This is a genomic window from Haloarchaeobius salinus (assembly GCF_024464185.1).
Lineage (GTDB): Archaea > Halobacteriota > Halobacteria > Halobacteriales > Natrialbaceae > Haloarchaeobius > Haloarchaeobius salinus.
The window spans coordinates 486,788-509,475 of sequence record NZ_JANHAU010000002.1; the positions used below are offsets into that span (position 1 = coordinate 486,788).

Sequence of the window (22,688 nt, forward strand, 5' to 3'; positions counted from 1 at the left end):
CTTGATGTGATTCGTGGTATCGAATCACACCGAACCGAACCGGGCTACTGGTACATCCGGAGCGGCTGTGCCTTCGAACTCTCCTCGTCTTTCGCCTGGCGCATCTTCTCGGCGAGCTTCTCCTTCTGCTTGCGGATCTCCTCGGCGTGGTCGACCAGCTCGGAGATGTCGACCTCGATGTCGGTCAGCGGGCCGATCCCGTGCTCGATGAGGACCCGCGCGGCCTCGGGGTCGGGGAACCGCTCGTTCGACTGCACGACGAGTCCCACGCCGTCGAGCCCGGCCTCCCCGGCCTCGTTGAGGAACGCCCCGGTCGGACCACTGACGACGCCGTTCTCGGGTGGCAGGTCGATGTCGATGTCGTCGAGCAGGTCCCCCGCGCCACCCGTCGAGATGCCGAACAGCTCGGGGACCCCCGACTTCTCGGCGGGGAGGCCGCTGAGGAAGACGGGCGTGACGTTCTCGTTTTCGAGCCAGCCGACGAGGCAGTCCGCGAACTCGGCGACCGCGGCCGAGTTCACCGGGATGTCGCTCTGGAGCGCCACGAGGTCCTCGTCGGGGGCGGCGTAGAGCCGGACCGGCGGGAGCAGCTCGCGCTCGCCCTCGTGGTAGACCCCGATGGGTGCGAGGCTCTCGCAGTGGACCGTCCCGTACAGCTCCATGTCGAACTCCTCGACGAGGTGATCCGTCGCGATCTTCCCGACGAGGCCGACGCCGGGCATCCCCTCGACGAGCATCGCGCCGTCGATGTCCATCTCCGCGTGCTGCTGGATGTGTCCCATGCTCGAACCGACACACCGACGCGAGGTAAAAGCTCCCCACGGGTGCGCCGGCCGTTCGAAACCGACAAACCGCTCCCCCGCGAAACCGCGCTCGATGGAGCCATTCGAGCGGTACCGGGACGTTGTCGACGACTTCGAGGCGTTCATCGACGCCTGCGGTCGCTCGCTCCCGATGGCGGTCCGCGTGAACACGCTGAAGGCGACGCCAGAGCAGGTCGAGCACGCGTTCGACGAGGCCGGGGTCGGCTACGAGCGCGCCGGCTGGCACCCCCACGTGATGCGCGTCGAGACGGACACGCCCGGAGCCACGTGGCCGAGCTTCCACGGCTGGGTCCACGGGCAGGAGGAGGTGTCGGCGATCCCGGCTACCGTCCTCGCACCGGAGCCGGGCGAGCGCGTCCTCGACGCCTGCGCCGCGCCCGGGAGCAAGGCGACCCAGCTCGCCGCCGAGATGGACGACGAGGGGACGCTCGTCGCCAACGACAACAACCTCGGCCGACTCTCCGCGCTGCGGTTCAACTGCGAGCGCCTCGGCGTCACCAACGTCGCGGTCACGAACCGCGATGCCAGGAACTTCTCGCTGAAGCCGTTCGCCGCCGACGGCGAGCGCGAGGGGCCGAAGTTCGACCGCGTACTCGTCGACGCCCCCTGCTCGTGCGAGGGGACCATCCGGAAGAACCCGGACGCACTCGACGGCTGGAGCGAGGACCACGTCGCCGGCATCGCGGGCGTCCAGAAGGGCATCCTCCGGCGAGCCGTCCAGGTCACCCGCGACGGCGGCACCGTCGTCTACTCCACCTGCACGTTCGCGCCCGAGGAGAACGAGGCCGTGCTCGACCACGTCCTCCGGCAGGAGGACTGCCGCCTCGTCGACTACGACCTCGCGCTCGAGCACGACGACGGGCTCACCGAGTGGGAGGGAACCGAGTTCGACCCGCAGGTGACGAAGGCAAAGCGCGTCTACCCGCACCAGAACGACACGGGCGGCTTCTTCACCGCGAAGCTGGAGGTGGGCGCATGACCGGGAACGACGGCCAGCGGTTCGACCGTCTCCCCGCCACCGAGGACGACCGCGAGGTCGACGGACGGGCCACCCGCGAGGAGGTCCTCGACTGGTGGGAGAATCGGTTCGACATCCCCGCCGACACTTTCGAGAACCACACGTTCTGGGAGAAGGGCGCGGGCAAGATATGGATCTTCGGGGGCGACGTACCCACCCCGATCTCGGTCGAGGGCCTCGGGATGACGTTCCTCCGCACCCGTCAAGAGCACTGGAAGCCGACGACCGACGCGGTCCAGCGATTCGGCCGGCTCGCCACGACGAACGTGTTCGAGCTCACCGACGAGCAGGCGGAACGCTTCGTCGCCGGCGAGGACCAGGAGATACCGTACGACGGCGACTGGGGCTACGTCATCGCCGCCCACGAGATCGCCGGCGAACGCGAGCCGATCGGCGTCGGGCTCTACGTCTACGGCGAACTCAAGTCGACGGTGCCGAAGGGTCGGCAGCGCTCGGTCTGAACTCCCACCCTCCAACCCTTTTTATTCGAACCCGGACCCAGATGCGGCGTGTCCTGACCAACCGACGTGCGACGGCCGAGGCGGGTGCGTGACGCACCGTCGCGCGAACGACCGCGTCGCCTGTTCGCCAATCCTGCCAGCGACGGCTCGGCTCTCACCCGTTCACTCCTCGTCGGCGTCGGCCACCCGAACCGTCCCCCCGTCGAGCCCGGCCCACTCGACTCGATAGCCGAGCCGCGAGAGCGTCGCACCCGCGTCGTCCAGCCCGAACTCGTCGAGCACCGTCTCCGCCTCGTCGAGCCCCATCCCGGCCTCGACGCGCTCGCCCACCGCGTCGAGCACCGCCTGCCGCACGAGCGTCCGTCCGACGCGCTCGTGCTCGGGGAAGGACTTCCCCTCGACGGCACTCTCGCTGACGCCGTGGCGGTCCGCGAGTGCCGACAGCGTCACCACGTCGTCGTCCGGGACGAGTGCGTCCGGTAGCTCCCCGGCCGCGGCCGCCACCAGTTCGCCCTCGTAGCGTCGAAGCGCGTCGCGGACGTCCTTCACCCGGATGGATCCCGAGTAGGTGATGACGCGGTGGTCCATCGCGGCGATCTCCTCGCCGACGCCGAGCGACTCGTCGACCGCGACGAGCATCTCCACATCCTCCAGATCGTCGAGCTGTGAGAGCTTCTTCGCGACGTACTCGGGCGTCCAGAACCCCATCACCTCGAAGTACACGCGGAACTCGTCGTCGCCCGGGAGCCAGTCGAACGCGAAGTCCGGGATCATCACCCGCGAGCCGGTCGCGAGCGGCTCGGGCTCCCGGACGATATCCCAGTCCAGCCCGAGCGACTCGAACCGCGTCGCCACGTCGCGCTCGACCTCGCTGTCGAACTCGACCTCGGTGACCGGCTCCGTGCCGGGCACTCGAACGGGGTCCTCGTCGGTGAGCACCAGCTCCCGCTCGGTGCCGCGGTCGTCGATGGTCGCGGCCAGCCGCCAGTCGTCGGTCTTCGCGACGGTCCGGAGCAGCCGGGCGAAGCGGGTGCCGTAGCGGCGCGACCGGCGAAAGAGCGCGTCGGGGCCGGTGACGACGACCTCGCGGCCGCCGTCGGTCCGGTGGATCTCGTACATGAGCCGGAGGCGCTTGACCGCCGAGACGAGTGCCTTCGGGTCCGACGAGCGCACCCTGATCTCGGTCGCATCGAACAGCGCCGTCTGCGCGAGCGAGAGGTTGTACTGGGCGACGAGTTCGGCCGGAGACCACGGCGCGTCGACGCTCGCGAGCACCTGCCGGTCCTCGAGGTCGGCGTACAGCGACGCGGCGAGCTCGTCGGGAGCGACGCCACGGTCGGCCGCCGCCCGTGCGAGTGCGTCGTCGCGCTCGGCGGTGGTGACGACGCCCACCTCCTCGGCGGCCTCGAACGCGGCCCGCCGGGCCTGCGGCGGTTCGACCGGCGCGCGCGTCTCCAGCGTCGTCTCCCGTTCGAGGAGCTTCGCGAACCCGCGGACGAGCTTGAAGTCGGGTGCGTCGGCCTCCAGCTCGGCGAGTGCGTCCTGCAGGTCGCCCCACTGCTCGTCGACGTGGCCCTGGAACACGCCGAGGGTGCGTGCCGCGAGCGCCTCGTGCTCCGGGCCGGCGAACTGCGGGTGGTAGCCGCCGCCGGCGCGTGACACCCGGAGCAGGTCCTTCGTCAGCATCGTCTGCCCATGGGCGGCGTGGGGTGAAAAGCGCCACTCCCCGCGGCGAGTCACAAAGGTTTCGTACCGACCCACCGAAGCCGCGGTCGATGCGACGGCGTGCTCTCTGTCGGAGCCTCGTCACCGGGGCCGTGCTGTTCGCGGGCTGTAGCCGGCGGCCCGGCGACCAGCCCGGGGCCGACCAGCGACCGCCCCAGACGGAGCCAGCGGTGCCGACGACGGACGGCTCGGAGCCCGCCAGTTCGACACCGACGACCAGCCTCGGGGAGAACATCTCGATCGGGCTGGAGACGGACGAGACCGACGACGAGTTCGTCGTGACGGCGGTCGTCGCCAACAACCGGGAGTCGATGGTCGACCTGACGCTCGTGGCGGTCTGGACACGGGACGATGAGCGACTGGAACGGGCGCGTCGGGTGCGACTCGCCGCCGGGGCGACGGGACGCTTCGAGTACACGTTCGACCGGGTCGGCTCCATCTCCTTCGAGTGGCGCGACCCCGGCGCGTCGGCTAGCTTCGACGGCGGCTCGCGACGCGCTCCTCCGCGGTCTCGGCGCTGACGAGTTCGTAGAGTAGCGCGCGACCGCCGTCGGATTTCGGTCGCAGGATGCGCCCGAGCCGCTGGGTGAACTCCCGCTCGCTCCCGCTGCCCGAGAGGATGACGGCGACGTTCGCGTCGGGCACGTCGACGCCCTCGTCGAGGACGTTCGAGGTGACCACACGGGAGTAGGTGCCGTCACGGAACTTCTCGAGCACGTCGCGGCGCTCGTGCGTCCCGGTCTCGTGCGTGATGGTCGGAACGAGGAACCGCTCCGAGATGTCGTAGGCCAGGGCGTTGTGTGCGGTGAAGACGATGACGCGGTCGTCGCGGTGGTCGTCGAGGATGTCGGCGAGCGCGTCGACCTTCGCCTGGCTGCCCATCATGATGCGCCGGGCGCGCTGTTTCGCCAGCAGCGCCTCGCGAGCCTCGGGGTCCGTGCCGGAACGCTTGACGAGCTCCTGGTAGTCGCTCCCGCTGGTGAACCGGATGTTGCTGCGGGCGAGGTAGTCGGTGAACGTGGACTGGTGCTCCTCGTAGCGCTCGCGCTCTTCGGCGGTGAGTTCGACGGTGAGACGCTTCACGTCGTAGCTGGCGAGGTGGTCGCCGGCGAGATCGTCGGCGGAGAGTCGGTAGACGAGCGGACCGGCGAGCCCCGCGACCGCCTCGTGGGCGTCGTCCGGCCGCTCGAACGTCGCGGTGAGGCCCATCCGGGCGGGCGCGGCGAGCAGTCGACCGATGTCGCGGTAGCCCTCGCCGCCGAGGTGGTGGACCTCGTCGAAGACCACGAGCCCGAAACGGTCGCCGATGTCCTCGGCCTTGAGGTACGCCGAGTCGTAGGTGGAGACCGTCAGCACCTCCTCGCGCTGTTCGCCGCCGCCGAACTGGCCGACGGGGAGGTCGAACTCGCGTTCGAGCTCGGTCCGCCACTGGTGGACGAGGTCGAGCGTCGGCACGACGACGAGCGTCGGCGTCCGGAGTCGCTCGATGGCACCGATGGCGACGACGGTCTTGCCGCTGCCCGTCGGGAGCTCGATGCAGCCACGGTTCGGGAGCGGACCGTCGCCGTTCGTGCCGTCCGTCACTCCCCCCTCGCTCCAGGCGTCGAGGGCGTCCTGCTGGTAGCTGCGGAGCTCGTAGTCGGAGTGGAGGTCGGGGACGGGGTCGAGGGAGAGCACGCCGTCGTCGACCGTGCGGCCGTGGCGGTCGAGCCAGTCGCGAACCGCGGCGTAGCGGTGCGCTGGCGCGCGGCCGGAGTCGCTCCGGTCGTCGTACTCGACGTGCGGGATCTCGTCGAGTCCGTCGCCGTCCACCCGGAGCGTACCGTCTTCGTAGCGGAGCGAGACCGTCACGGGCCGGTGGTTGCCACCCGGGCGAGTTACGTGTTCCGGGTGTGCGGGTGACCGTTGGCTTCGGGTGTCTCCCTCGCCGCGTACCTGAACCCTTTTGTTCACCCACGGGTTTTGTTTCGCACATGGACGAAGACGAGGATACGGAGCAGTCGCCCCCTGATCAGGGGTCGACAGCCGCAGACGAGCCACCGGAGTCGCCACCGGAGGAGGCCGAGGAACCCACCGATGACGCGGCGGTCGACGAGGAGCAGACCGCCGAGGCGTCGGCCGAGGCAGACGCGCCGGACGCCGGCACGTCCGAGGCCGCGCAGGCGACGGCTACCGAGGGTGACTCTGCGACGGACGAGGACGCGGACACCGAAGCGGCGGGGACGGACGCCGAGTCCGTCGGCTCCCCGGTGGGCGAGGACCTCGTCGGCCGCGCCAGTCAGTACGACGAGGACCTCGGTGCGGAGGTCGCCGCGCTCGTCGAGCGCGCGTTCGAGCTGAAGGACGACACGGACGACCTCCGACGCCGCGTCGACGAACTGGAGGCGGAGGTGGACGAGCTCGAGGACGAGCGCGAGGACCTGAAACAGCGCCTCGTGCGGAAGCAGGCCGACTTCAAGAACTACAAGGAGCGCGCGAAGAAGAAGCAGGACCAGATCCGAGAGCGCGCCACCGAGGACCTCGTCGAGCGCCTCCTTCCGGTCCGGGACAACCTCACCCGGGCGCTGGAACAGGAGGGCGAGGACGCGGACATCCGCGAGGGTGTCGAGGCGACGCTGCGCGACTTCGACCGCGTGCTGGAGGAGGAGAACGTCGAGGAGATCGTCCCGGCGGCGGGCGACGACGTCGACCCGCAGCGCCACGAGGTGATGGTGCGTGTCGACAGCGAGCTCCCCGAGGGCGACATCGTCGACGTCTACCGACCGGGCTACGAGATGGCCGAGAAGGTCATCCAGACCGCGCAGGTCACGGTGAGCAACGGGGCCGACCACGAGCCCGAGGAGGAGGCCGTCGCACTCGGCGGTGAGGTCGAGGCGGACGACGACGGGTCGGCCGCGGACGGCGCGGCGGCGGAGGTCTCGGAGGTGGCGGCGGACGACGACGCGGAGTCGGCCGAGGGTGAGGACGACACGGTGGCGGAAGAGGAAGCCACCACCGGTGACAACCGACACTGACGGCGGTCAGTGGCCGCAAGCGTAAAGCCAATCTCCACGAACGCGAAAATTAACTCTGCTGGCGGTATGTCGGCGAGTAACGGCTTTAATTCGTTGGATAGTCGAGTAAAGCAAGTTTTAAAACCTCAAGCGAGTTAGTAGACCACAACATGGCGAGCAACAAGATAATCGGAATCGACCTTGGGACGACCAACTCCGCGTTCGCGGTGATGGAAGGTGGCGACCCCGAGATCATCGTCAACAGCGAGGGCAACCGGACGACGCCCTCCGTCGTCGCGTTCACCGACGACGGCGAGCGACTCGTCGGGAAACCGGCGAAGAACCAGGCCATCCAGAACCCCGAGCGCACCATCGCGTCCATCAAGCGGCACATGGGCGAGGACGACTACACCGTCGAGATCGACGGCGAGGACTACACGCCCGAGGAGATCTCGGCGATGATCCTCGGGAAGCTCAAGCGCGACGCCGAGGAGTACCTCGGCGAGGAGGTCGAGAAGGCGGTCATCACGGTGCCGGCGTACTTCAGCGACCGCCAGCGCCAGGCGACCAAGGACGCCGGCGAGATCGCCGGCTTCGAGGTCGAGCGCATCATCAACGAGCCGACCGCCGCCGCGATGGCGTACGGGCTCGACGACGACTCCGACCAGACCGTGCTCGTCTACGACCTCGGTGGGGGCACGTTCGACGTCTCCATCCTCGACCTCGGTGGCGGCGTCTACGAGGTCGTCGCGACGAACGGTGACAACGACCTCGGTGGCGACGACTGGGACGAGGCCATCATCGACTGGCTCGCCGACGAGTTCGAGAACGACCACGGCATCGACCTCCGCGAGGACCGCCAGGCGCTCCAGCGGCTCAAGGACGCCGCCGAGGAGGCGAAGATCGAGCTCTCCAGCCGGAAGGAGACGGAGATCAACCTCCCCTTCATCACGGCGACCGACGACGGCCCCATCCACCTGGAGAAGTCGATGACGCGGGCGAAGTTCGAGAACCTCACGGGCGACCTCATCGACCGCACGGTCGAGCCGACCGAGCAGGCGCTCGAGGACGCGAGCTACGACAAGGACGACATCGACGAGGTGCTGCTCGTCGGCGGCTCCACCCGGATGCCCCAGGTCAAGGAGAAGGTCGCGGAGCTCATCGGCCAGGAGCCGAAGAAGAACGTCAACCCCGACGAGGCGGTCGCGCTGGGCGCGGCCATCCAGGGCGGCGTGCTCGGCGGCGAGGTCGACGACATCGTCCTGCTCGACGTGACGCCGCTCAGCCTCGGTATCGAGGTCAAGGGCGGCCTGTTCGAGCGTCTCATCGAGAAGAACACGACCATCCCGACCGAGGAGTCGAAGATCTTCACCACGGCCGCGGACAACCAGACGTCCGTGCAGGTCCGCGTGTTCCAGGGTGAGCGCGAGATGGCCGAGGACAACGAGCTGCTCGGCGAGTTCCACCTGACCGGCATCCCGCCGGCACCGGCCGGAACGCCGCAGATCGAGGTCACGTTCAGCATCGACGAGAACGGCATCGTCAACGTCTCCGCCGAGGACAAGGGCTCGGGCAACCGCGAGGACATCACCATCGAGGGTGGTGCGGGCCTCTCGGACGCCGAGATCGACCAGATGCAGGCCGAGGCCGAGGAGCACGCCGAGGAGGACCGCAAGCGCCGCGAGCGCATCGAGGCGAAGAACAACGCCGAGGCGACGCTCCAGCGCGCCGAGACGCTGCTCGAGGAGAACGAGGACGCCGTCGACGACGACCTCCGCGAGACCATCGAGGCCGAGATGGACGAGGTCGAGGCGGTCATCTCCGACGACGACGCCAGCAAGGACGAGATCGAGGCCGCCGCGGAGTCGCTCTCGAAGGAGTTGCAGGAGATCGGCAAGCAGATGTACGAGGGCGCGGCGGCCGCCAACGGCGGCGCTGGCGCGGCCGGAGCAGGGCCGGGCGGCGCGGCCGGCGGTGCGGCCCCCGGCGGTGACGCGGCCGAGGACGACGAGGAGTACGTCGACGCCGACTTCGAGGACGTGGAGGACGAGCCGGCCGAAGACGACGAGGAGTAGGTAGTCGAATCCGACGACGGCAGCCCCGTCGTCGAGCGGGACACGCTCGCCAGCCGAACCCGTTCTTTTCAAGTGTTCCAATCCGCTACAGTGTGATAACCAATGAGTGAGGACTTCTACGACGTTCTCGGTGTCGGCAGGGACGCGTCCGAGGACGAGATCAAGCAGGCCTACCGGAAGAAGGCCGCCGAGTACCACCCGGACGTGTCCGACGCGGAGGACGCAGAGGAGAAGTTCAAGCAGGTGAAGAAGGCGAAGGAGGTCCTCACCGACGACCAGAAGCGCCAGGCGTACGACCGCCTCGGCCACGAGCGCTTCGAGCAGGCCGAGAAGCGCGGCGGCTTCGACCAGGGTGCTGGCGGTGGCGCTGGCGGCTTCGGCGGCGGTCGCGGTGGGGACCCCTTCGGCGGCCAGGGCGGCATGGGCGGCATCAACGACATCTTCGAGCAGTTCTTCGGCGGCGGCCAGGGCGGCCAGCGCGGACGCGACCGCGGTCCACAGCCCGGCCGCGACCTCCGCACGCAGATCACCCTCGACCTCGAGGAGGTGTACGAGGGCGTCGAGAAGCAGGTGACCATCTCACGGCCCGCGCACTGCGACACGTGCGAGGGCGAGGGCCACCCGCCGGACGCCGACGTCGAGACCTGCCCCGAGTGCAACGGCCAGGGCCGGGTCACCCGCGTCCAGCAGACGCCGCTCGGGCGCGTGCAGCAGACCCAGACCTGCCACCGGTGCGAGGGCGAGGGAGAACTGTACGACGAGCAGTGCGCGGACTGCGGCGGCGACGGCGTCGTCGCCGAGGAGGCCTCCCTCTCAGTCGAGATCCCCCCCGGCGTGCAGAACGGCCAGACCATCCGCATGGGTGGCGAGGGTGCGGTCGGGGACCCCGGCGCGCCGCGTGGCGACCTCATCATCGAGGTCAGCGTCGCCGACCACGAGGACTTCGAGCGCGAGGGCGACGACCTCTACTACCGGCTGGCCATCTCCTTCCCGCAGGCCGTCTTCGGCGACACCGTCGAGATCGAGACCCTCGGCGGCCGCGTCGAGCTCGACATCCCCGAGGGCACCCAGAGCGGCGAGACCTTCCGCCTGCGCGGCAAGGGCATGCCCCACCTGCGGCGGCGGGGCGAGGGCGACCTGTTCGTCCAGGCCCACGTGGTGACGCCCTCGGACCTGAACGAGGAGCAGCGCGAGGCGCTCGAGGCGTTCGCCGAGGCCGGCGGCGAGGATATCGAGGTCAAGAAGGGGTTCTTCGAGAAGATCGAGAGCTTCTTCTGAAAGATTCGGGTTGATTTGTTTCGGCTGTTGATCGCGTTCCTGAGTGGTGAGTCTTGACTGGCGTGAGAACTGCTGGTGTCGATTACTGCCAGAAAGCCCCGAGGCGCTGGAGCGGGGGGACTCGCTGCGCTCCTCGTACCTGCGGTGCCTGAGCGCTTCGCGCTCAGACTAACGAGAGCTTCGCTCTCGTGTCGCTTGCTTCGTCCGCCTTCCTCCAGCGCCTCGCCCCTTTCAGTCCCACCAGACTGCACCTCACACCTCCCCAGCCTATTCGCTCGGTCGCAGGCTCCCTCGCTCATCCCTCGCGCGCGGAATGGCTCGCGGGCTTCGCCACGCGAGCCAGCGCGCGCCAGCCGGAAGGTTCCCGGGCATCGCCACGTGGAACTCCACGCACTTTTCCCGACATGCACCTAACACTGAGCCATGCAGACGCTCGCCGACGTGCTGGCACGGGACCGCCGGAGCGACGCGCCCGCCCTGTTCGCCGAGGGGCCGACGACCCAGCGGTACGACTACCGGCGCTTCCTGACGACGGCGTGGAAGACGGGCAACCTCCTGCACAAGCTGGGCGTGCGGACGGGCGCTGAAGTCGCCATCGTGCCGTCGGCGCGCGCCCAGCCCGTGCTCACGTTTCTCGGGGCGTCGTTGCTGGGCGCGGTGACGACGTTCGACCCGTCCCGGGAGGTCGAAGCGCGGGCGTTCGTCGCGCCGACCGACCGGCTCGGAGAGTACGACATCGCGCCGGGGACGGCGACGATAGGCTACGGCGCGGACCCGGAGAACCCGGCACACGACTACTGGGAGGGCGGCGTCTGGAGCGAGAACCCGACGATGCCGCCCGAACCCGCGACGCCGTCGGACCCCATCCTCGACGACGGCGACCGGCGGTACACCCACGCGGACCTGCTCGCCGGGGCCGAGTGGGCCGTCGACGAGCTGGCGCTGACAGCCGAGGACACGGTGTCGGTCGGCGGACGGGTGGCCTCGCCGGCGGTGCTCGCGGCCGGCGTCATCGCGCCGCTGGTGGCGGGGGCGTCCACCAGGCTCGACGGCGGCGACGGGGACACCGCGGGGGTCGTGGACGGGGCGAGCATCGACGTGTCGGACGGGTTCTTCGAGCGCGTCGAGGCGTCGCGGTAGCGCGGGGACTGGTGGCCAACAGCTTGGACCGGGGCTTATCGGGGAGAACGCCGTCTGTACAGGTATGAGCGAGCACTCCAGCGAGCACGAGGCATCGACCGACGGGGGCGCGCCCCCCGAGACGTTGCGGTCGGCGGGCGGCATCATCACGGGGTTGCTGGACCGGGTGACCGAGTCCGCCGCGGTCGACGCGGTGTACGGCGAGCCCGTCGAGGCGCAGGGCCGGACGGTGATCTCGGTCGCGAAGGTGGCCTACGGCTTCGGCGCGGGGAGTGGGACCGGGAGTTCCGGGGAAGCAGAGGGTGACGACGAGGACCCGGAAGCCAGCGAGAGCGGTGGCGGCGGTGGCGCGGCGGCCAGCCCCGTCGGCGTGGTCGAGGTGACGGAGGACGGCACGCGGTTCGTGCGGTTCGACGACCGCCGAAAGCTCGCGGTCGGTGCCGTCCTCGGACTCGCGCTGGGCTACCTGCTCGGGCGGCGACGGCGCGGCGGCGACTGAGCTACGCGGCGGTGGCAGTCACGTAGGCCGTCCCGGCGAGGACGACGTTGTAGAGCGCGTGGGTGACGATGGGGACGGTGAGGTTGTCGGTCCACTCGTACAGCGCGCCGAGGACGGCCCCGGTGCCGGCGATGAGCAGCGCGCCAGCGACGACCTGCTCGACGGAGCCGGTGTAGTTCGCGAGGTGGACCGAGCCGAACAGCAGGCTGGACCCGACGACCGCGCCGACCGGGCCGAACGTCTCGCGGAGCCGGCCCTGGACGACACCACGGAACAGGTACTCCTCGGCGGGTGCGACGATGAGGACCGACAGGACGGCGACGCCGAGGAAGAAGTTCGGGTCGATGGTCCCGCTCTCCTCGATGACCGAGCCCGGCACGAGGTCGAGGGCGGCGAGCAGCACCGAGAGCCCGGTCGCGAGTACGAGCGCGACGAGCGTGCCGCCCAGCGCGAGGCCCGCCTCGCGGGCGGTGGGCACGCGGACCGGAACCGGGAGACCACGCTGCCGGGCGTACAGCACGGCGAAGGCGAGGAAGCCGATCTGCCCCGCGGCCGTCAGCAGGAGCAGTCCGAGCGTCGTCTCCACGTCGAGGCCGAGTGCGAGCGACGGGACGAGGAAGACGACGCCGACGAGCGTCGAGACGACGATGGCGAGCACCGTCAGCCCCGTCGCCGCGAGGACGGTGCGTACCGGGCCGGTTGCGGGAGGTGTTTCTGTCACGGGTCACAGTACGTCGTCACCCGACAAAAACGGACGTGGCGCACCGCCAGGACGTCTCCGCGCCGGTTACCGCGCGTCCTCGAGTCGCTCCAGCGCCGCCGGGTTCTCGATGCTGCTCATGTCGCCGAGGTCCTCGCCCTGGTACGTCGCCTCGATGGCCCGGCGGATGATCTTCCCGGACTGGGTCTTCGGGAACTCGTCGACGAACAGCACCTCGCGCGGGCGGAACGGCTTGCCGAGCTCCTCGCCGACCTGCGCGCGGAGTTCGTCGCGGAGCTCGTCGGTCTCCTCGTAGCCGTCCTCGAGGATGACGTAGGTGACGACGGCCGTGCCGGTGGTGTCGTCGGGAGCACCGACGGCGGCGGCCTGGTTCACCGCGTCGTGGTCCATCAGCGCGCCCTCGACCTCGGCGGGGCCGACCTTCCGGCCCGCCACGTTGAGCGCGTCGTCGGCGCGGCCGTGGAGGAACCAGAAGCCGTCCTCGTCCTTCTGCGCCCAGTCGCCGTGGTCCCAGAGGTCCTCCCACGAGGACCAGTACTCCTCGAGGTAGCGTTCGTCGCCCGACCAGAGGCTCTTCGTCATGCTGGGACAGGAGTCGCGCGCGACGAGGAAGCCGCGTTCGTGGGTGTCTCTGATGGACTCACCCGACGAGTCCACGATGTCGATGTCCATGCCCAGGCCCGGCCCGCCGAGCGTGCAGGGCTTGAGGTCGTTGATGGGCATCGGCATGAGGAAGCAGCCACAGATCTCGGTGCCGCCGGAGATGTTGATGATGGGTGCCTCACCGCCGCCGACCGTCTCGAGGAACCACTGCCAGGACTCGGGGTCCCACGGCTCGCCGGTGGAGCCGAGGATGCGCAGGCTGGAGAGGTCGTGCTTCTCCACCCACTCGTCGCCGTGCTTGCGCAGGGCGCGGATGGCCGTCGGCGAGATGCCGAACTGGGTGAGTCCGTGGCGGTCTATCATCTCCCAGAAGCGGTCGGGCTCGGGGTGGTCCGGCGCGCCCTCGTACATGAAGACCGTGTTGCCGAACGTGTGGTTGCCGATGAGCGTCCACGGCCCCATCATCCAACCGATGTCGCTCACCCAGAAGAAGCGGTCGCTGGGTTTGAGGTCGAAGCCGAAGTACAGCTCCTTGGCACACTGCAGCTGGACGCCCGCGTGGGTGTGGACGATGCCCTTCGGCTTGCCCGTCGTCCCCGAGGAGTACAGCAGCATCGACTCCTGGCTCGAATCGAGCGACTTCGAGTCGTACTCGTCGGACTGGCCCTCGATGGCCTCCGCCCAGGTGTCGTCCCGGCGCTTCCACTCGATGGACTCCTCCTCGCTGCTGACGAGGCCGAGACGCTCGTAGACGACCGTGTGCTCGACGTGGCCCGCCTCCTCGATGGCGTCGTCGGCCGCACCCTTCAGCCGGACCTCGCCGCCGCGGCGGTAGAAGCCGTCGCCCGTGAAGAGCACCGAGCACTCCGAGTCCGAGATGCGCGTCGCCGTCGCGTCCACGCCGAAGCCCGAGAAGATGGGCACCGCGATTGCGCCCACCTTGAAACAGCCGTAGAGGATGGAGACGACCTCCGGCACCATCGGCATGTACAGCCCGACCGTGTCGCCAGTCCCCACGCCGACCGACTCCAGGTAGTTCGCCACCTGGTTGGACTGCCGGGCCAGCTCGTGGTACGTGACCTCGCGCACCTCGCCGTCCTCGCCCTCCCAGATGGTCGCGACCTTGTTTCGCGTCTCGTTGTCGGCGGCCGCGTGTCGGTCCACGACGTTGTGCGCGATGTTTATCTCGCCACCGGGGTACCAGTCCGTGAACTGCGGCCCCTCGCTGTCGTCCCGGATCGTGTCGTACTCCTCGTAGAACTCGATTCCGAGGTAGTCGACGAGCTCGTCCCAGAACCAGTCGACGCCGGACTGGTCGAAGCCGTCGGCCTCCGACGTCGTCCGCTCGACGAGTTCGTCGTAGTCCGCGATGTCGTACTCCTGCATGAACTGCCAGACGTTCGTCGACTCGACGAACTCCTGTGACGGTTCGAACGCCACCTCGGATACGTCTTCCAGGGATTCCATGTCGTCCTACGTGTTTCCGTGGGTGGGTCATAGAAATTGCCCTCAACGTTCGTGCGGTTCCTGTGTCCGCGTGCGTCCGGTGTCCGTCCCGGATTCGGGTTTGGGGGCTCGTCCGTCGTGGGACGCTCTGGAACCGCGAACGGCCAAAGAGCCCCGCGGTTCTCGGCCCCTTCTGCCTGGTATCGACTCAACGCTCCTGGTCACAGAATCCACATACCAGACACACTCACCCATCGTACGAGAGCCGGGGTCTTTATTACCGAACCGGGAGCCTACTTGGCATAGACGATGCGTGTCGCGTTCGTCGCGCTGGAGACGGCACTCCACGTCGACAGCGAGGCGAACCGACGATTGAAGGGGATCGCGGAGGACCTCGCGAACCGGGGCCACGACGTCTGCGTGTTCTGTGCGAAGTGGTGGACCGGTGAGAAGGGCGAGTGGGAGCACGAGGACGTCGTCTACCGCGGGGTGGTCGACGAGGTCGATTCGGAGCGGAAGTTCCGGTACGCGCTCCCGATGGCGGTGCGGAAGTTCGGGGCGGAGGTCGTCCACGCCGCGGGGCGTCCGCCGAAGCAGGTGTCCGCGGCGAAGAAGGCGGCGCGGGTGGCTCGGGCCCCGCTCGTCACGGACTGGTACGGCGACGTCGCGGAGTACGGCCGGGCGCACCGGAAGGCGCTGAAGAAGTCCGACCGGGTCATCACGCCCTCGGAGATGGTGCAGACGCACGCATGGGAGCACGGCGCGAGCGAGGACTCGGTCGACGTGATCCCGAACGGCATCGACTTCGACCTGCTGCAGTCGGTCGAACCCCGCGAGGTGGCCGACGTGGTGTACGCCCGGCGGCTGGACGAGGGCGCGAACCTCGAATCGCTGCTGCTGGCGCTCGCCGAGCTCCGGCAGGTGGACTGGTCGGCGGTGGTCATCGGCGACGGGCCGGAGCGCGAGGCGTACGAGCGACAGGCACGCGACCTGCGGATCGACGACCGCATCACGTGGCTGGGCGAGTGCGACCGCGAGCAGCGGGTCGCCGTCTACCGGGGCGCGCACGTGTTCGCCCAGACGGCCAAGGAGTGCCTGTTCGCGACGGAGCTGCTCTGGGCGCTGGCGTGTGGCTGCATCGGCATCGTGGAGTACCACGCCGACTCGTCGGCCCACGAGCTGCTCGTGCGGCGGGACGCCGACTTCGACCGGGGGTTCCGAACCACGAGCGAGCAGGAGCTCGCAGCCGCGATCAGCGAGGCCGCGGGGATGGAGCGCCTGACCGTCGACGACCGGTTCGCGGAGTTCGACAGGCGGGAGATCCTCGAACGCTATCTGCAGTGCTACCGCGAGGAGATGGAGTCGGTGGGGCTGTTCTGACGGTCAGTCGTCGAGCGTCTCCGGGTCGCGCGCACCGTCTGCGACACGGACGGCGTCGACGTTCTCGCGCACGTCGTGGACGCGGATCACGTCCGCGCCGCGGTCCGCCGCGATGGCCGTCCCGGCGACCGTCGCCGGGAGCCGCTCGCCGTCCGCGCGCCCGATGGCCCCGAACATCGACTTGTGGGAGTGCCCGACGAGCACGGGACAGCCCAGCGACGCGAACTCGTCGACCCGGTCGAGTAGCTCGAACGACTCGGCAGCGGTCTTCCCGAAGCCGAGGCCGGGGTCGACGACGATCTGCTCGCGGTCGAGCCCGGCCTTCTCCGCCAGCAGGACGCGCTCGCGGAGCTGGTCGAGCACGTCCGCCACCACGTCGTCGTAGGCGATGTCGGTCTCGGGGTCGACCGGCGTGTCGATGCTGTGCATCACGACCAGCGGCGCGTCGTGCTCGGCGGCGACGAAGCGCATCTCTGGGTCGCCCAGCCCGGAGACGTCGTTGCAGATGTCCGCTCCGGCGTCGAGCGCGGCCCGGGCGACGTCGGCCCGGCGCGTGTCCACCGAGATGGGGACGTCGATGCCGGCGTCGCGGATGGCCTCGACGACGGGGACGACGCGGTCGCGCTCCTGTGCGGCCGATACGGGTGCCGCACCCGGCCGGGTCGACTCGCCGCCGATGTCGACGATGTCGACGCCCGCGTCGACCATCTTCCGGACCCGTTCGAGCGCGTCGTCCACGGCGTCGTACTCGCCGCCGTCGTGGAACGAGTCCGGCGTGACGTTCAGGATGCCCATGACGGCGGTGCCGTCGGTCCAGGGGTAGTCGGGGGCGGCCCCGTCGTCGGTATCGAGCTCCAGCGTCGCCCGGAGCTCCCGGGCGAACTGCGCGAGCCCGTGGGGCCCGTCGGCGATGTCGTCCGCGAGCGCCGCGAACTCGGCGAGGGTACCCATGAGCACCACGTCGAGGTGCTCGCCTTCGGTCTCCAGTCCGGAGACGGCGCACTCCCCGCCGTGGGTCAGCAGCGAGTCGCGGATCTTCGTCGCCTGCCGGCCCTGCAGCCGGGTGCGGAGCACGCGGTGGACGCCGTCGTCGCGCAGCTCCGTGATCTCGTCGTCGGTGACCGCCGCGTCGGCCAGCACCTCGGTCGCGTCGTCGACGCTCCGGACCCGCGTGGGTACCTGCACCCGGGTCCAGCGCGTGCGGGCCTCCGCGACGGTGAACAGCGAGCCCGTCACGAGCACGCAGTCCTCTGGACCGGCGGCGTCGAGCGCCCGGTCGAGTGCGGAGTCCACCGCGCCGCAGGGCTGCGGGTCGGCGACACCCGCATCCTCGAACACCCGCACGAGCACCGCATCGTCCTCTGCGCGCTGGAGGTCCGGCTCACAGGTGTAGACGGCGTCTGCTGCGGGGAGGCCGGCCGCCATCTCGCGGTGGGGCTTGTCGTGCATCGCGCCGAAGACCACGTGTAGCTCGTCGTAGTCGAACTCCGCCAGCGTCTCCCCGGCGCGCTCGCAGGCGGCCGGGTTGTGCGCCCCGTCGAGTATCGTCAGGGGTGCGTCGGCGAGCACCTCGAACCGCCCCGGCCAGTGGGCGTTCCGGAGCCCGCGGGCGAGCGTCTCCTCGCTCACGGCCGCGCCCAGCGCCTCGCCCGCCTGCCGGGCCAGCGCGCAGGCGATGCCCGCGTTCGTCGCCTGGTGCGCGCCCAGCGTCGGAACCCGGGTGTCGACCCGCCACTCCGTCCCGTCCGCGTCCGCGCCCACGACCGACACCGCCGCCTCCACGTGGTTCTCCCGGCCGCCGTAGCTCGTCGTCACGTCCGCGTCGTCGTCGCCCACCGTGAGCACGTCACCTGCCTGCTCCCGCACTGCGGCCAGCGCGTCGCCCGTCGTGCCCGTGACGAGGGGGCGCTCCGACGGCGCGACGTGGGCCTTGTCCGTGGCGATCTCCGCGACCGTGTCGCCGAGCAGTTTCGTGTGCTCCAGCGAGACGTTCGTCACCGCGCTCGCCACCGGGTCCACGACGCTCGTCGCGTCCAGCTTCCCGCCGATGCCGACCTCGAGCACCGCCACGTCCACGTCCTCGCGGTCGAACTGCCACAGCGCCAGCGCCGTCATCGCCTCGAAGAACGTCGGCGACTCACCGTCGGCGGCCCGGTCCACCACGTGCGGCTGGATGGTCTCCACGAACTCGCACATCGCCGAGCGGGGCACCTTCCGGCCGTCCACCCGGATCCGCTCCCGGACGTCCTCGAAGTGCGGCGACGTGTACAGCCCCACCGTCAGCCCGGCGTCGCGGAGCACCGACTCCACCATCCGGCTGGTGCTGCCCTTGCCGTTCGACCCCGCGACCTGCACGCACGCCAGCCCCACGTGGGGGTCGCCGACGGTCGCGAGCAGGTCCGCCGTCGACTCCGTGCCCGGCCTCGCACCGTAGCGTCGGAGGTCGAACAGCAGGCTCGCGGCCTCGTGATACTGCATACGCGAGCATTTCTCGGCGGGCGCTTTAGCGTGTCGGAGTCTGAATGTCGTCTCGCTTGGGGGAGGGTATCGCGGTGGTTCGTACAGCCAGAAAGCCCCGTCAGTCGTGGGAACAGTCTCCTTCCCGAACCGCCAGAAAGCCCCACCCCGCCCCGAAACAGCCCGCGAACCTCCCCAGCCTCCTGCGATGCTCAGTCGCTAGCGTCCCCGGAAATCGGAGATTTCCGGTGGGCCCACGAGACGCGAGCGTCTCGTGACCGCTCCCTGCGCGTCTCGTCCCTCGCGCGGAATGGCTCGCGGCCTTGCGAGACTCCTTCGTCGTCTCGCCGCCCTCCACTCACTGCGTTCGCGGAGACCTCACTTCGTTCGGCAGGCTCGCCAGTCGCGCGCCATCCGGCTGGTCGGTCGTCGAAGTGTTTGGGAGATTTACAACAACTGGAAACGACCGGTGGTCAGGACAGCCAGCCCTGCAGCCAGAACACGCCCTCGACGTCGTCGCCGGCTTCGGGCACGTAGCCGTCGCAGACGTGGTCGGCGGCGTAGAGCGAGATCTCGTAGTCGGTGCCGTGGGCGTCGCGGAACAGGGGCGCGCGACAGCGGTAAAGCGTCGTGTCGCCGAACTCGCACTCGCGGACCGACTCGATGCGGGTCTGGAACACGTAGTCGTCGACGTCGCCGCCGTCGAACGGGACGAAGCCGGCCATCCCGGCGGTGGAGAACTCGTGGCCCTCGTCGACGGTGAGGGTCTCGTCGTCGGCCGGGTTGAGGTCGTAGCAGAGCGCGGCGAGTTCGACCTGTCGGGTGCCCTCGATGGGCCCGTCGATGGTGACGTAGTTCGTGGCGAACAGCGAGACGGTGGCGTCGCCGAGCGTGCCGGCCAGCTGGGCCTCCGCGCCGTTCGCCCAGGGGACGACCTGCTCGACGGTGAGCTCGTGCGTGACGCCCTCGGCGACGGGGTACGCTGTCCACAGCTCGCCGTCGGGGCCGGTGACGACGAGCGTCGAGACGGGGCCGGCACCGGCGCGGTAGCCGACGACCGTCTCGCCGTCGTCCGCGGTCCACTCGGTCGGCATCCCGGACTCGACCGCGCCGCGGATGGTGCTGATGACGCCCATCTGGTCGGTCGTCACGGTGTCCCAGTGGCTGCCGTGGCTGCCGCTCTTCTCGCCCGCGGCAGCCTCGTTGACGCCGCCGCGGCCGCGACCCTCGGGGTCGGCCGTCGGCTCCGGTGCGGCCGGGGCGTCGTCGTGTCCGGTCGCCGGCTGTGGCTCGGGCTCGTCGTCGCCGAAGATGCCACGGACGCGGTCGAACAGTCCCATGGCTTCGACTCCGTGGCGGTGCCTGAAGGTTTTTCCGTCGTGGGGGCGGGTGACGTCAGCGGGGGTGGATGGCGTCAGCGGGGGTGGGGGCAGGCGGTGGTGACAGAGGGGGGCAGACTGCTGGTGTCAGACCGCGTTCGACACGTCGGCCCGCAGTTCGTCCAGAATCGTGGTGGAGAGCCCGGCGACGATGCCGCCGAGGACCGCGAACCCGACGAACGTCCCGGCGACGAGGGTGGCGATGGCGACCTCCTGCCAGAACGTGAGGAGTTCCGGTGCGGCGGTGTTGATGCCGACGTGGACGCCGTTCTCGTGGTAGCCGACTGGCGCGAACGCGCCGGCGCTGGCGAGGTAGACCAGGGTGGCCCACGGGAGCGCCCCGAGGAGACCGGCGATCCCGCCGGCGACCGCACCGCGCAGGGGGTCGGTCGTTCCGCGGCCGGCGAGCCAGCCGCCGAGGGCGGGGCCGACGCCAGTGGGCGCGGTCAGCAGCACGGCGAGGCTGCCGAGCAGTACTCGTGCGATTCGCGTCGTGAGGGACCGCTTCGGGCTCGTCATCTGTGTCCGGATAGATGCGGGGGACGTACATCGTCTCGGCCGGCTGGCTTCAGCCGCTGAAGCCAGCCGAAACGTGGAGGATGGCCGAACAGTTATTGTGTGCTGTGGAGATGTCAGATTTGCCGTGTCGGACTCGCCAGACGTCGCCGCCCTCACGGACCTGCTCGCCGACGATTGTGCCCGACAGATACTCGTCGAGACGAAGGACCAGGCGTGCTCGGCGGCCGTGCTCAGCGAGCGGATCGGGGTGTCCGAGCGGTCGACCTCGTGATCGAGGAGGTGCAGGTGGTCACCGATGGGAAGAACTTCAGCGTCTACCGTGCACAGCTCGACGGCGTCGAGTTCGACCTCACCGAGGACGGGTTCGAGGTCAGCGTCTCGCGCCGCGAACGGATGTCCGACCGGTTCACGCAGCTCGTAGAGGATATGTGATGATGCTCGAACTCCCACTCCAGTCGTTCGACCTGGAAACGCTCAGTCTCGCCCGCCAGCTCAGCGAAGTAGTCACCATCGTGCTCGGACTGGCGATCAGCTACATCGCCTACCGCGGCTATCGGCGGAACCAGAGCCGTGCGATGCTGTTCGTCGCGGCGGGGTTCGTCCTCATCATCGGCATCCCCGCGGTCCTGACGGTACTCCTCTACTTCCTGCTGGACGTCCCCATCGAGATCGTCAACAGCGTCGGTCAGGCGAGCGAGCTCGTGGGGATGACGGCCATCCTCTACGGGCTGTGGACCCCTCGCGGCGGCTGAACCGGACGACCCGACGAGACGACCGACAGACGGGATTGGGACAACTCATATTGTGTTCGGCCTGCTAGGAGGTATCATGTACGTCCGGGACGCGAAAAACAGGGAGGAAGTGTGGTTGCTCGACCACATCGAGGCCATGGGACTGGACGACACGGCGTTCCGGTCGCGCGATTACGTCGTGGCCATCGACGAGGAGGCGGGCGCGAAGGCGGGCTTCGGGCGCATCCGTGTCCACATCGCGGGCGACGGCGAGCGCACGAAGAGCGGGCGGCGCGACCCCGACGAGGACGACATCTGTGAGCTGACGAGCATCGGCGTGCTCGAGGGGTGGCGCGACCAGGGCGTCGGCGCTCACATCATCGAGCGGCTGGTCGAGTACGCGGGCGACGCGGGCTTCGAGACGGTGTACGCGCTCACCGACGCGGGCGGCTACCTCGCGCAGTTCGGCTTCGAGGCCATGGAGGTCGACGACCTACCGCCGGTGCTGCAGGAGCGGCTGTCGGAGAAGCGCGAGTCGACGACGCCCGACGCGCGCCCGATGCGGCTCCGCGTCACCGACTTCTCCATGCCGGGCCGGTTCCGCGAACGGTTCAAGGAGGCCGGCGAGGAGGAGAGCCCGGAGCCCGAGGAGACCCCGGAGGACTTCGGTATCGACCCGGAGAAGGCGACCTACAAGTACGACACGGGGCGCTGAACCGACGCCTCACTCCGCGCCGTGGACCTCTTCGTCGGTACGGTCGCCGACGAAGCCGTACTTGAACGCGATCCAGCCGAGGAAGCTGATGAAGAGGATCGGCGGGAGGATCATGAACCCCCAGAGGGGGTCGAGCCCCCAGCCGAGCAGCAGCACCACGTCGGCGAGCCCGAGCGCGAGGAACGGCGAGATGAACAGTGCAGCCTGCTTGCGCGACACCTCGGTGTCGTCGTCGGGGATGGGTGCGCCGTCGCGGACGGGTGTCCCGTCCGCCGTGGTGTCGTCGGTACTGTCCATGCTCCGAACTCGGTTGTGGACGACGAAAAGTGACGCGGTCGACGGCGCGGCGGTAGTTTCTCGGCGGGCCGAGCCGTAGCCCTCGTATGGAGTCCGACGCAGATTCGAGCGCCGGTGACGAGGCCGAGACACGGCGGGTGTGGCTCGTCGAGCGCACGTACTCCGACGACGAGCTGAACATCGTCATCCTCACGTACGCGACGCCGGACGGTCAGTTCTACCACCGGCGAGAGCGCGCGTTGACGAGCTTCACGGGCGACCAGCGGGAGACGCTGGCGGCGCTCGACGTGCCGGTCTCGAACCTGGGGCGGGTCGAGGACGACGACGAGCGCGAGTGGTTCCGGACGGAGGCCTCGCGGATGCAGGCCGAGCACGACCCGGACGACGCGGTGTGAGGAACGCGGCGCACCACCACTGACGGTTCGTC

The 22,688-nt window shown here is 69.5% G+C and carries 23 protein-coding genes; 14 read left to right on the plus strand and 9 right to left on the minus strand.

Annotated features, from left to right (window positions below; all coding sequences use genetic code 11):
• Window positions 1-44: 44 nt before the first annotated feature.
• Complete coding sequence (locus NO345_RS09040; protein WP_256298483.1) at window positions 45-782, minus strand: proteasome assembly chaperone family protein; 738 nt, start codon at window positions 780-782, stop codon at window positions 45-47.
• Window positions 783-876: 94 nt separating this feature from the next.
• Here NO345_RS09040 and NO345_RS09045 point away from each other — a divergent pair, with 94 nt between their 5' ends.
• Together NO345_RS09045 and NO345_RS09050 are read left to right on the plus strand one after the other, a co-directional pair.
• Window positions 877-1,803, plus strand: coding sequence for an RsmB/NOP family class I SAM-dependent RNA methyltransferase (locus NO345_RS09045; protein ID WP_256298485.1), 927 nt, complete (start codon window positions 877-879; stop codon window positions 1,801-1,803).
• Window positions 1,800-2,303, plus strand: a complete 504-nt coding sequence (locus NO345_RS09050; RefSeq protein WP_256298487.1) for a DUF7122 family protein — start codon at window positions 1,800-1,802, stop codon at window positions 2,301-2,303. Before NO345_RS09045 ends, NO345_RS09050 begins: the two co-directional genes overlap by 4 nt.
• A gap of 162 nt (window positions 2,304-2,465) precedes the next feature.
• Here the strand turns inward: NO345_RS09050 and NO345_RS09055 are convergent, their stop codons facing one another.
• Window positions 2,466-3,989, minus strand: a complete 1,524-nt coding sequence (locus NO345_RS09055; RefSeq protein ID WP_256298489.1) for a DUF790 family protein — start codon at window positions 3,987-3,989, stop codon at window positions 2,466-2,468.
• Window positions 3,990-4,078: 89 nt separating this feature from the next.
• On the opposite strand from NO345_RS09055, the gene NO345_RS09060 reads away from it, so the two are divergent.
• Window positions 4,079-4,549, plus strand: coding sequence for a hypothetical protein (locus NO345_RS09060; protein ID WP_256298491.1), 471 nt, complete (start codon window positions 4,079-4,081; stop codon window positions 4,547-4,549).
• Here the strand turns inward: NO345_RS09060 and NO345_RS09065 are convergent.
• On the minus strand, window positions 4,500-5,879 hold the full coding sequence (locus NO345_RS09065; protein WP_256298493.1) for a DEAD/DEAH box helicase family protein: 1,380 nt from the start codon (window positions 5,877-5,879) through the stop codon (window positions 4,500-4,502). The two genes, NO345_RS09060 and NO345_RS09065, sit on opposite strands and share 50 nt — an antisense overlap.
• Before the next feature lie 122 nt (window positions 5,880-6,001).
• Between NO345_RS09065 and NO345_RS19790 the strand changes: the two genes are divergently transcribed.
• From NO345_RS19790 to NO345_RS09090, 5 genes are all read left to right on the plus strand, one after another.
• Window positions 6,002-7,042 (plus strand): nucleotide exchange factor GrpE, encoded by a 1,041-nt coding sequence (locus NO345_RS19790; RefSeq protein ID WP_368407858.1) that lies wholly within the window; start codon window positions 6,002-6,004, stop codon window positions 7,040-7,042.
• A gap of 149 nt (window positions 7,043-7,191) precedes the next feature.
• Window positions 7,192-9,096, plus strand: a complete 1,905-nt coding sequence (dnaK, locus tag NO345_RS09075) for a molecular chaperone DnaK (protein ID WP_256298495.1) — start codon at window positions 7,192-7,194, stop codon at window positions 9,094-9,096.
• A 102-nt stretch (window positions 9,097-9,198) separates the two neighbouring features.
• On the plus strand, window positions 9,199-10,374 hold the full coding sequence (gene dnaJ / locus NO345_RS09080) for a molecular chaperone DnaJ (RefSeq protein ID WP_256298497.1): 1,176 nt from the start codon (window positions 9,199-9,201) through the stop codon (window positions 10,372-10,374).
• A gap of 423 nt (window positions 10,375-10,797) precedes the next feature.
• On the plus strand, window positions 10,798-11,514 hold the full coding sequence (locus NO345_RS09085; protein WP_256298499.1) for an acyl-CoA synthetase family protein: 717 nt from the start codon (window positions 10,798-10,800) through the stop codon (window positions 11,512-11,514).
• A 64-nt stretch (window positions 11,515-11,578) separates the two neighbouring features.
• On the plus strand, window positions 11,579-12,013 hold the full coding sequence (locus tag NO345_RS09090; protein ID WP_256298501.1) for a spore germination protein GerW family protein: 435 nt from the start codon (window positions 11,579-11,581) through the stop codon (window positions 12,011-12,013).
• 1 nt (window position 12,014) lies between these two features.
• On the opposite strand, the gene NO345_RS19795 is transcribed toward NO345_RS09090, so the two are convergent.
• Window positions 12,015-12,734 (minus strand): CPBP family intramembrane glutamic endopeptidase, encoded by a 720-nt coding sequence (locus NO345_RS19795; protein ID WP_256298503.1) that lies wholly within the window; start codon window positions 12,732-12,734, stop codon window positions 12,015-12,017.
• 66 nt (window positions 12,735-12,800) lie between these two features.
• Entirely contained in the window at window positions 12,801-14,804 is a 2,004-nt protein-coding gene (locus NO345_RS09100) for an AMP-binding protein (protein WP_256298505.1), read from the minus strand.
• A 288-nt stretch (window positions 14,805-15,092) separates the two neighbouring features.
• Between NO345_RS09100 and NO345_RS09105 the strand changes: the two genes are divergently transcribed.
• The gene (locus tag NO345_RS09105; RefSeq protein WP_256298507.1) at window positions 15,093-16,163 is read left to right on the plus strand and encodes a glycosyltransferase; all 1,071 of its coding nucleotides are present in this window, start codon (window positions 15,093-15,095) and stop codon (window positions 16,161-16,163) included.
• Between the two features lie 3 nt (window positions 16,164-16,166).
• Here the strand turns inward: NO345_RS09105 and folP are convergent, their stop codons facing one another.
• The 3 genes from folP to NO345_RS09120 all read right to left on the minus strand — a co-directional run bounded on the left by folP (window position 16,167) and on the right by NO345_RS09120 (window position 20,518).
• Window positions 16,167-18,641, minus strand: coding sequence for a dihydropteroate synthase (gene folP, locus NO345_RS09110; RefSeq protein ID WP_256298509.1), 2,475 nt, complete (start codon window positions 18,639-18,641; stop codon window positions 16,167-16,169).
• Window positions 18,642-19,093: 452 nt separating this feature from the next.
• Window positions 19,094-19,960, minus strand: a complete 867-nt coding sequence (locus tag NO345_RS09115; protein ID WP_256298511.1) for a hypothetical protein — start codon at window positions 19,958-19,960, stop codon at window positions 19,094-19,096.
• A gap of 126 nt (window positions 19,961-20,086) precedes the next feature.
• On the minus strand, window positions 20,087-20,518 hold the full coding sequence (locus NO345_RS09120) for a hypothetical protein (protein WP_256298513.1): 432 nt from the start codon (window positions 20,516-20,518) through the stop codon (window positions 20,087-20,089).
• Between the two features lie 124 nt (window positions 20,519-20,642).
• On the opposite strand from NO345_RS09120, the gene NO345_RS09125 reads away from it, so the two are divergent.
• The 4 genes from NO345_RS09125 to NO345_RS09140 all read left to right on the plus strand — a co-directional run bounded on the left by NO345_RS09125 (window position 20,643) and on the right by NO345_RS09140 (window position 21,964).
• A complete protein-coding gene (locus NO345_RS09125) occupies window positions 20,643-20,789 on the plus strand; it encodes a hypothetical protein (protein ID WP_256298514.1) in 147 nt (48 codons plus the stop codon).
• Window positions 20,786-20,950, plus strand: coding sequence for a hypothetical protein (locus tag NO345_RS09130; protein ID WP_256298515.1), 165 nt, complete (start codon window positions 20,786-20,788; stop codon window positions 20,948-20,950). The genes NO345_RS09125 and NO345_RS09130 overlap by 4 nt, the downstream gene beginning before the upstream one ends.
• A complete protein-coding gene (locus tag NO345_RS09135; RefSeq protein WP_256298517.1) occupies window positions 20,950-21,270 on the plus strand; it encodes a DUF7521 family protein in 321 nt (106 codons plus the stop codon). The genes NO345_RS09130 and NO345_RS09135 overlap by 1 nt, the downstream gene beginning before the upstream one ends.
• 76 nt (window positions 21,271-21,346) lie before the next feature.
• Window positions 21,347-21,964, plus strand: a complete 618-nt coding sequence (locus tag NO345_RS09140) for a GNAT family N-acetyltransferase (protein ID WP_256298519.1) — start codon at window positions 21,347-21,349, stop codon at window positions 21,962-21,964.
• A gap of 9 nt (window positions 21,965-21,973) precedes the next feature.
• Here NO345_RS09140 and NO345_RS09145 read toward each other — a convergent pair whose 3' ends face one another.
• Window positions 21,974-22,261, minus strand: coding sequence for a DUF8142 family protein (locus NO345_RS09145; protein ID WP_256298521.1), 288 nt, complete (start codon window positions 22,259-22,261; stop codon window positions 21,974-21,976).
• Window positions 22,262-22,347: 86 nt separating this feature from the next.
• Here NO345_RS09145 and NO345_RS09150 point away from each other — a divergent pair, with 86 nt between their 5' ends.
• The gene (locus NO345_RS09150; protein ID WP_256298522.1) at window positions 22,348-22,656 is read left to right on the plus strand and encodes a DUF7967 family protein; all 309 of its coding nucleotides are present in this window, start codon (window positions 22,348-22,350) and stop codon (window positions 22,654-22,656) included.
• The last annotated feature ends 32 nt before the right edge of the window (window positions 22,657-22,688 follow it).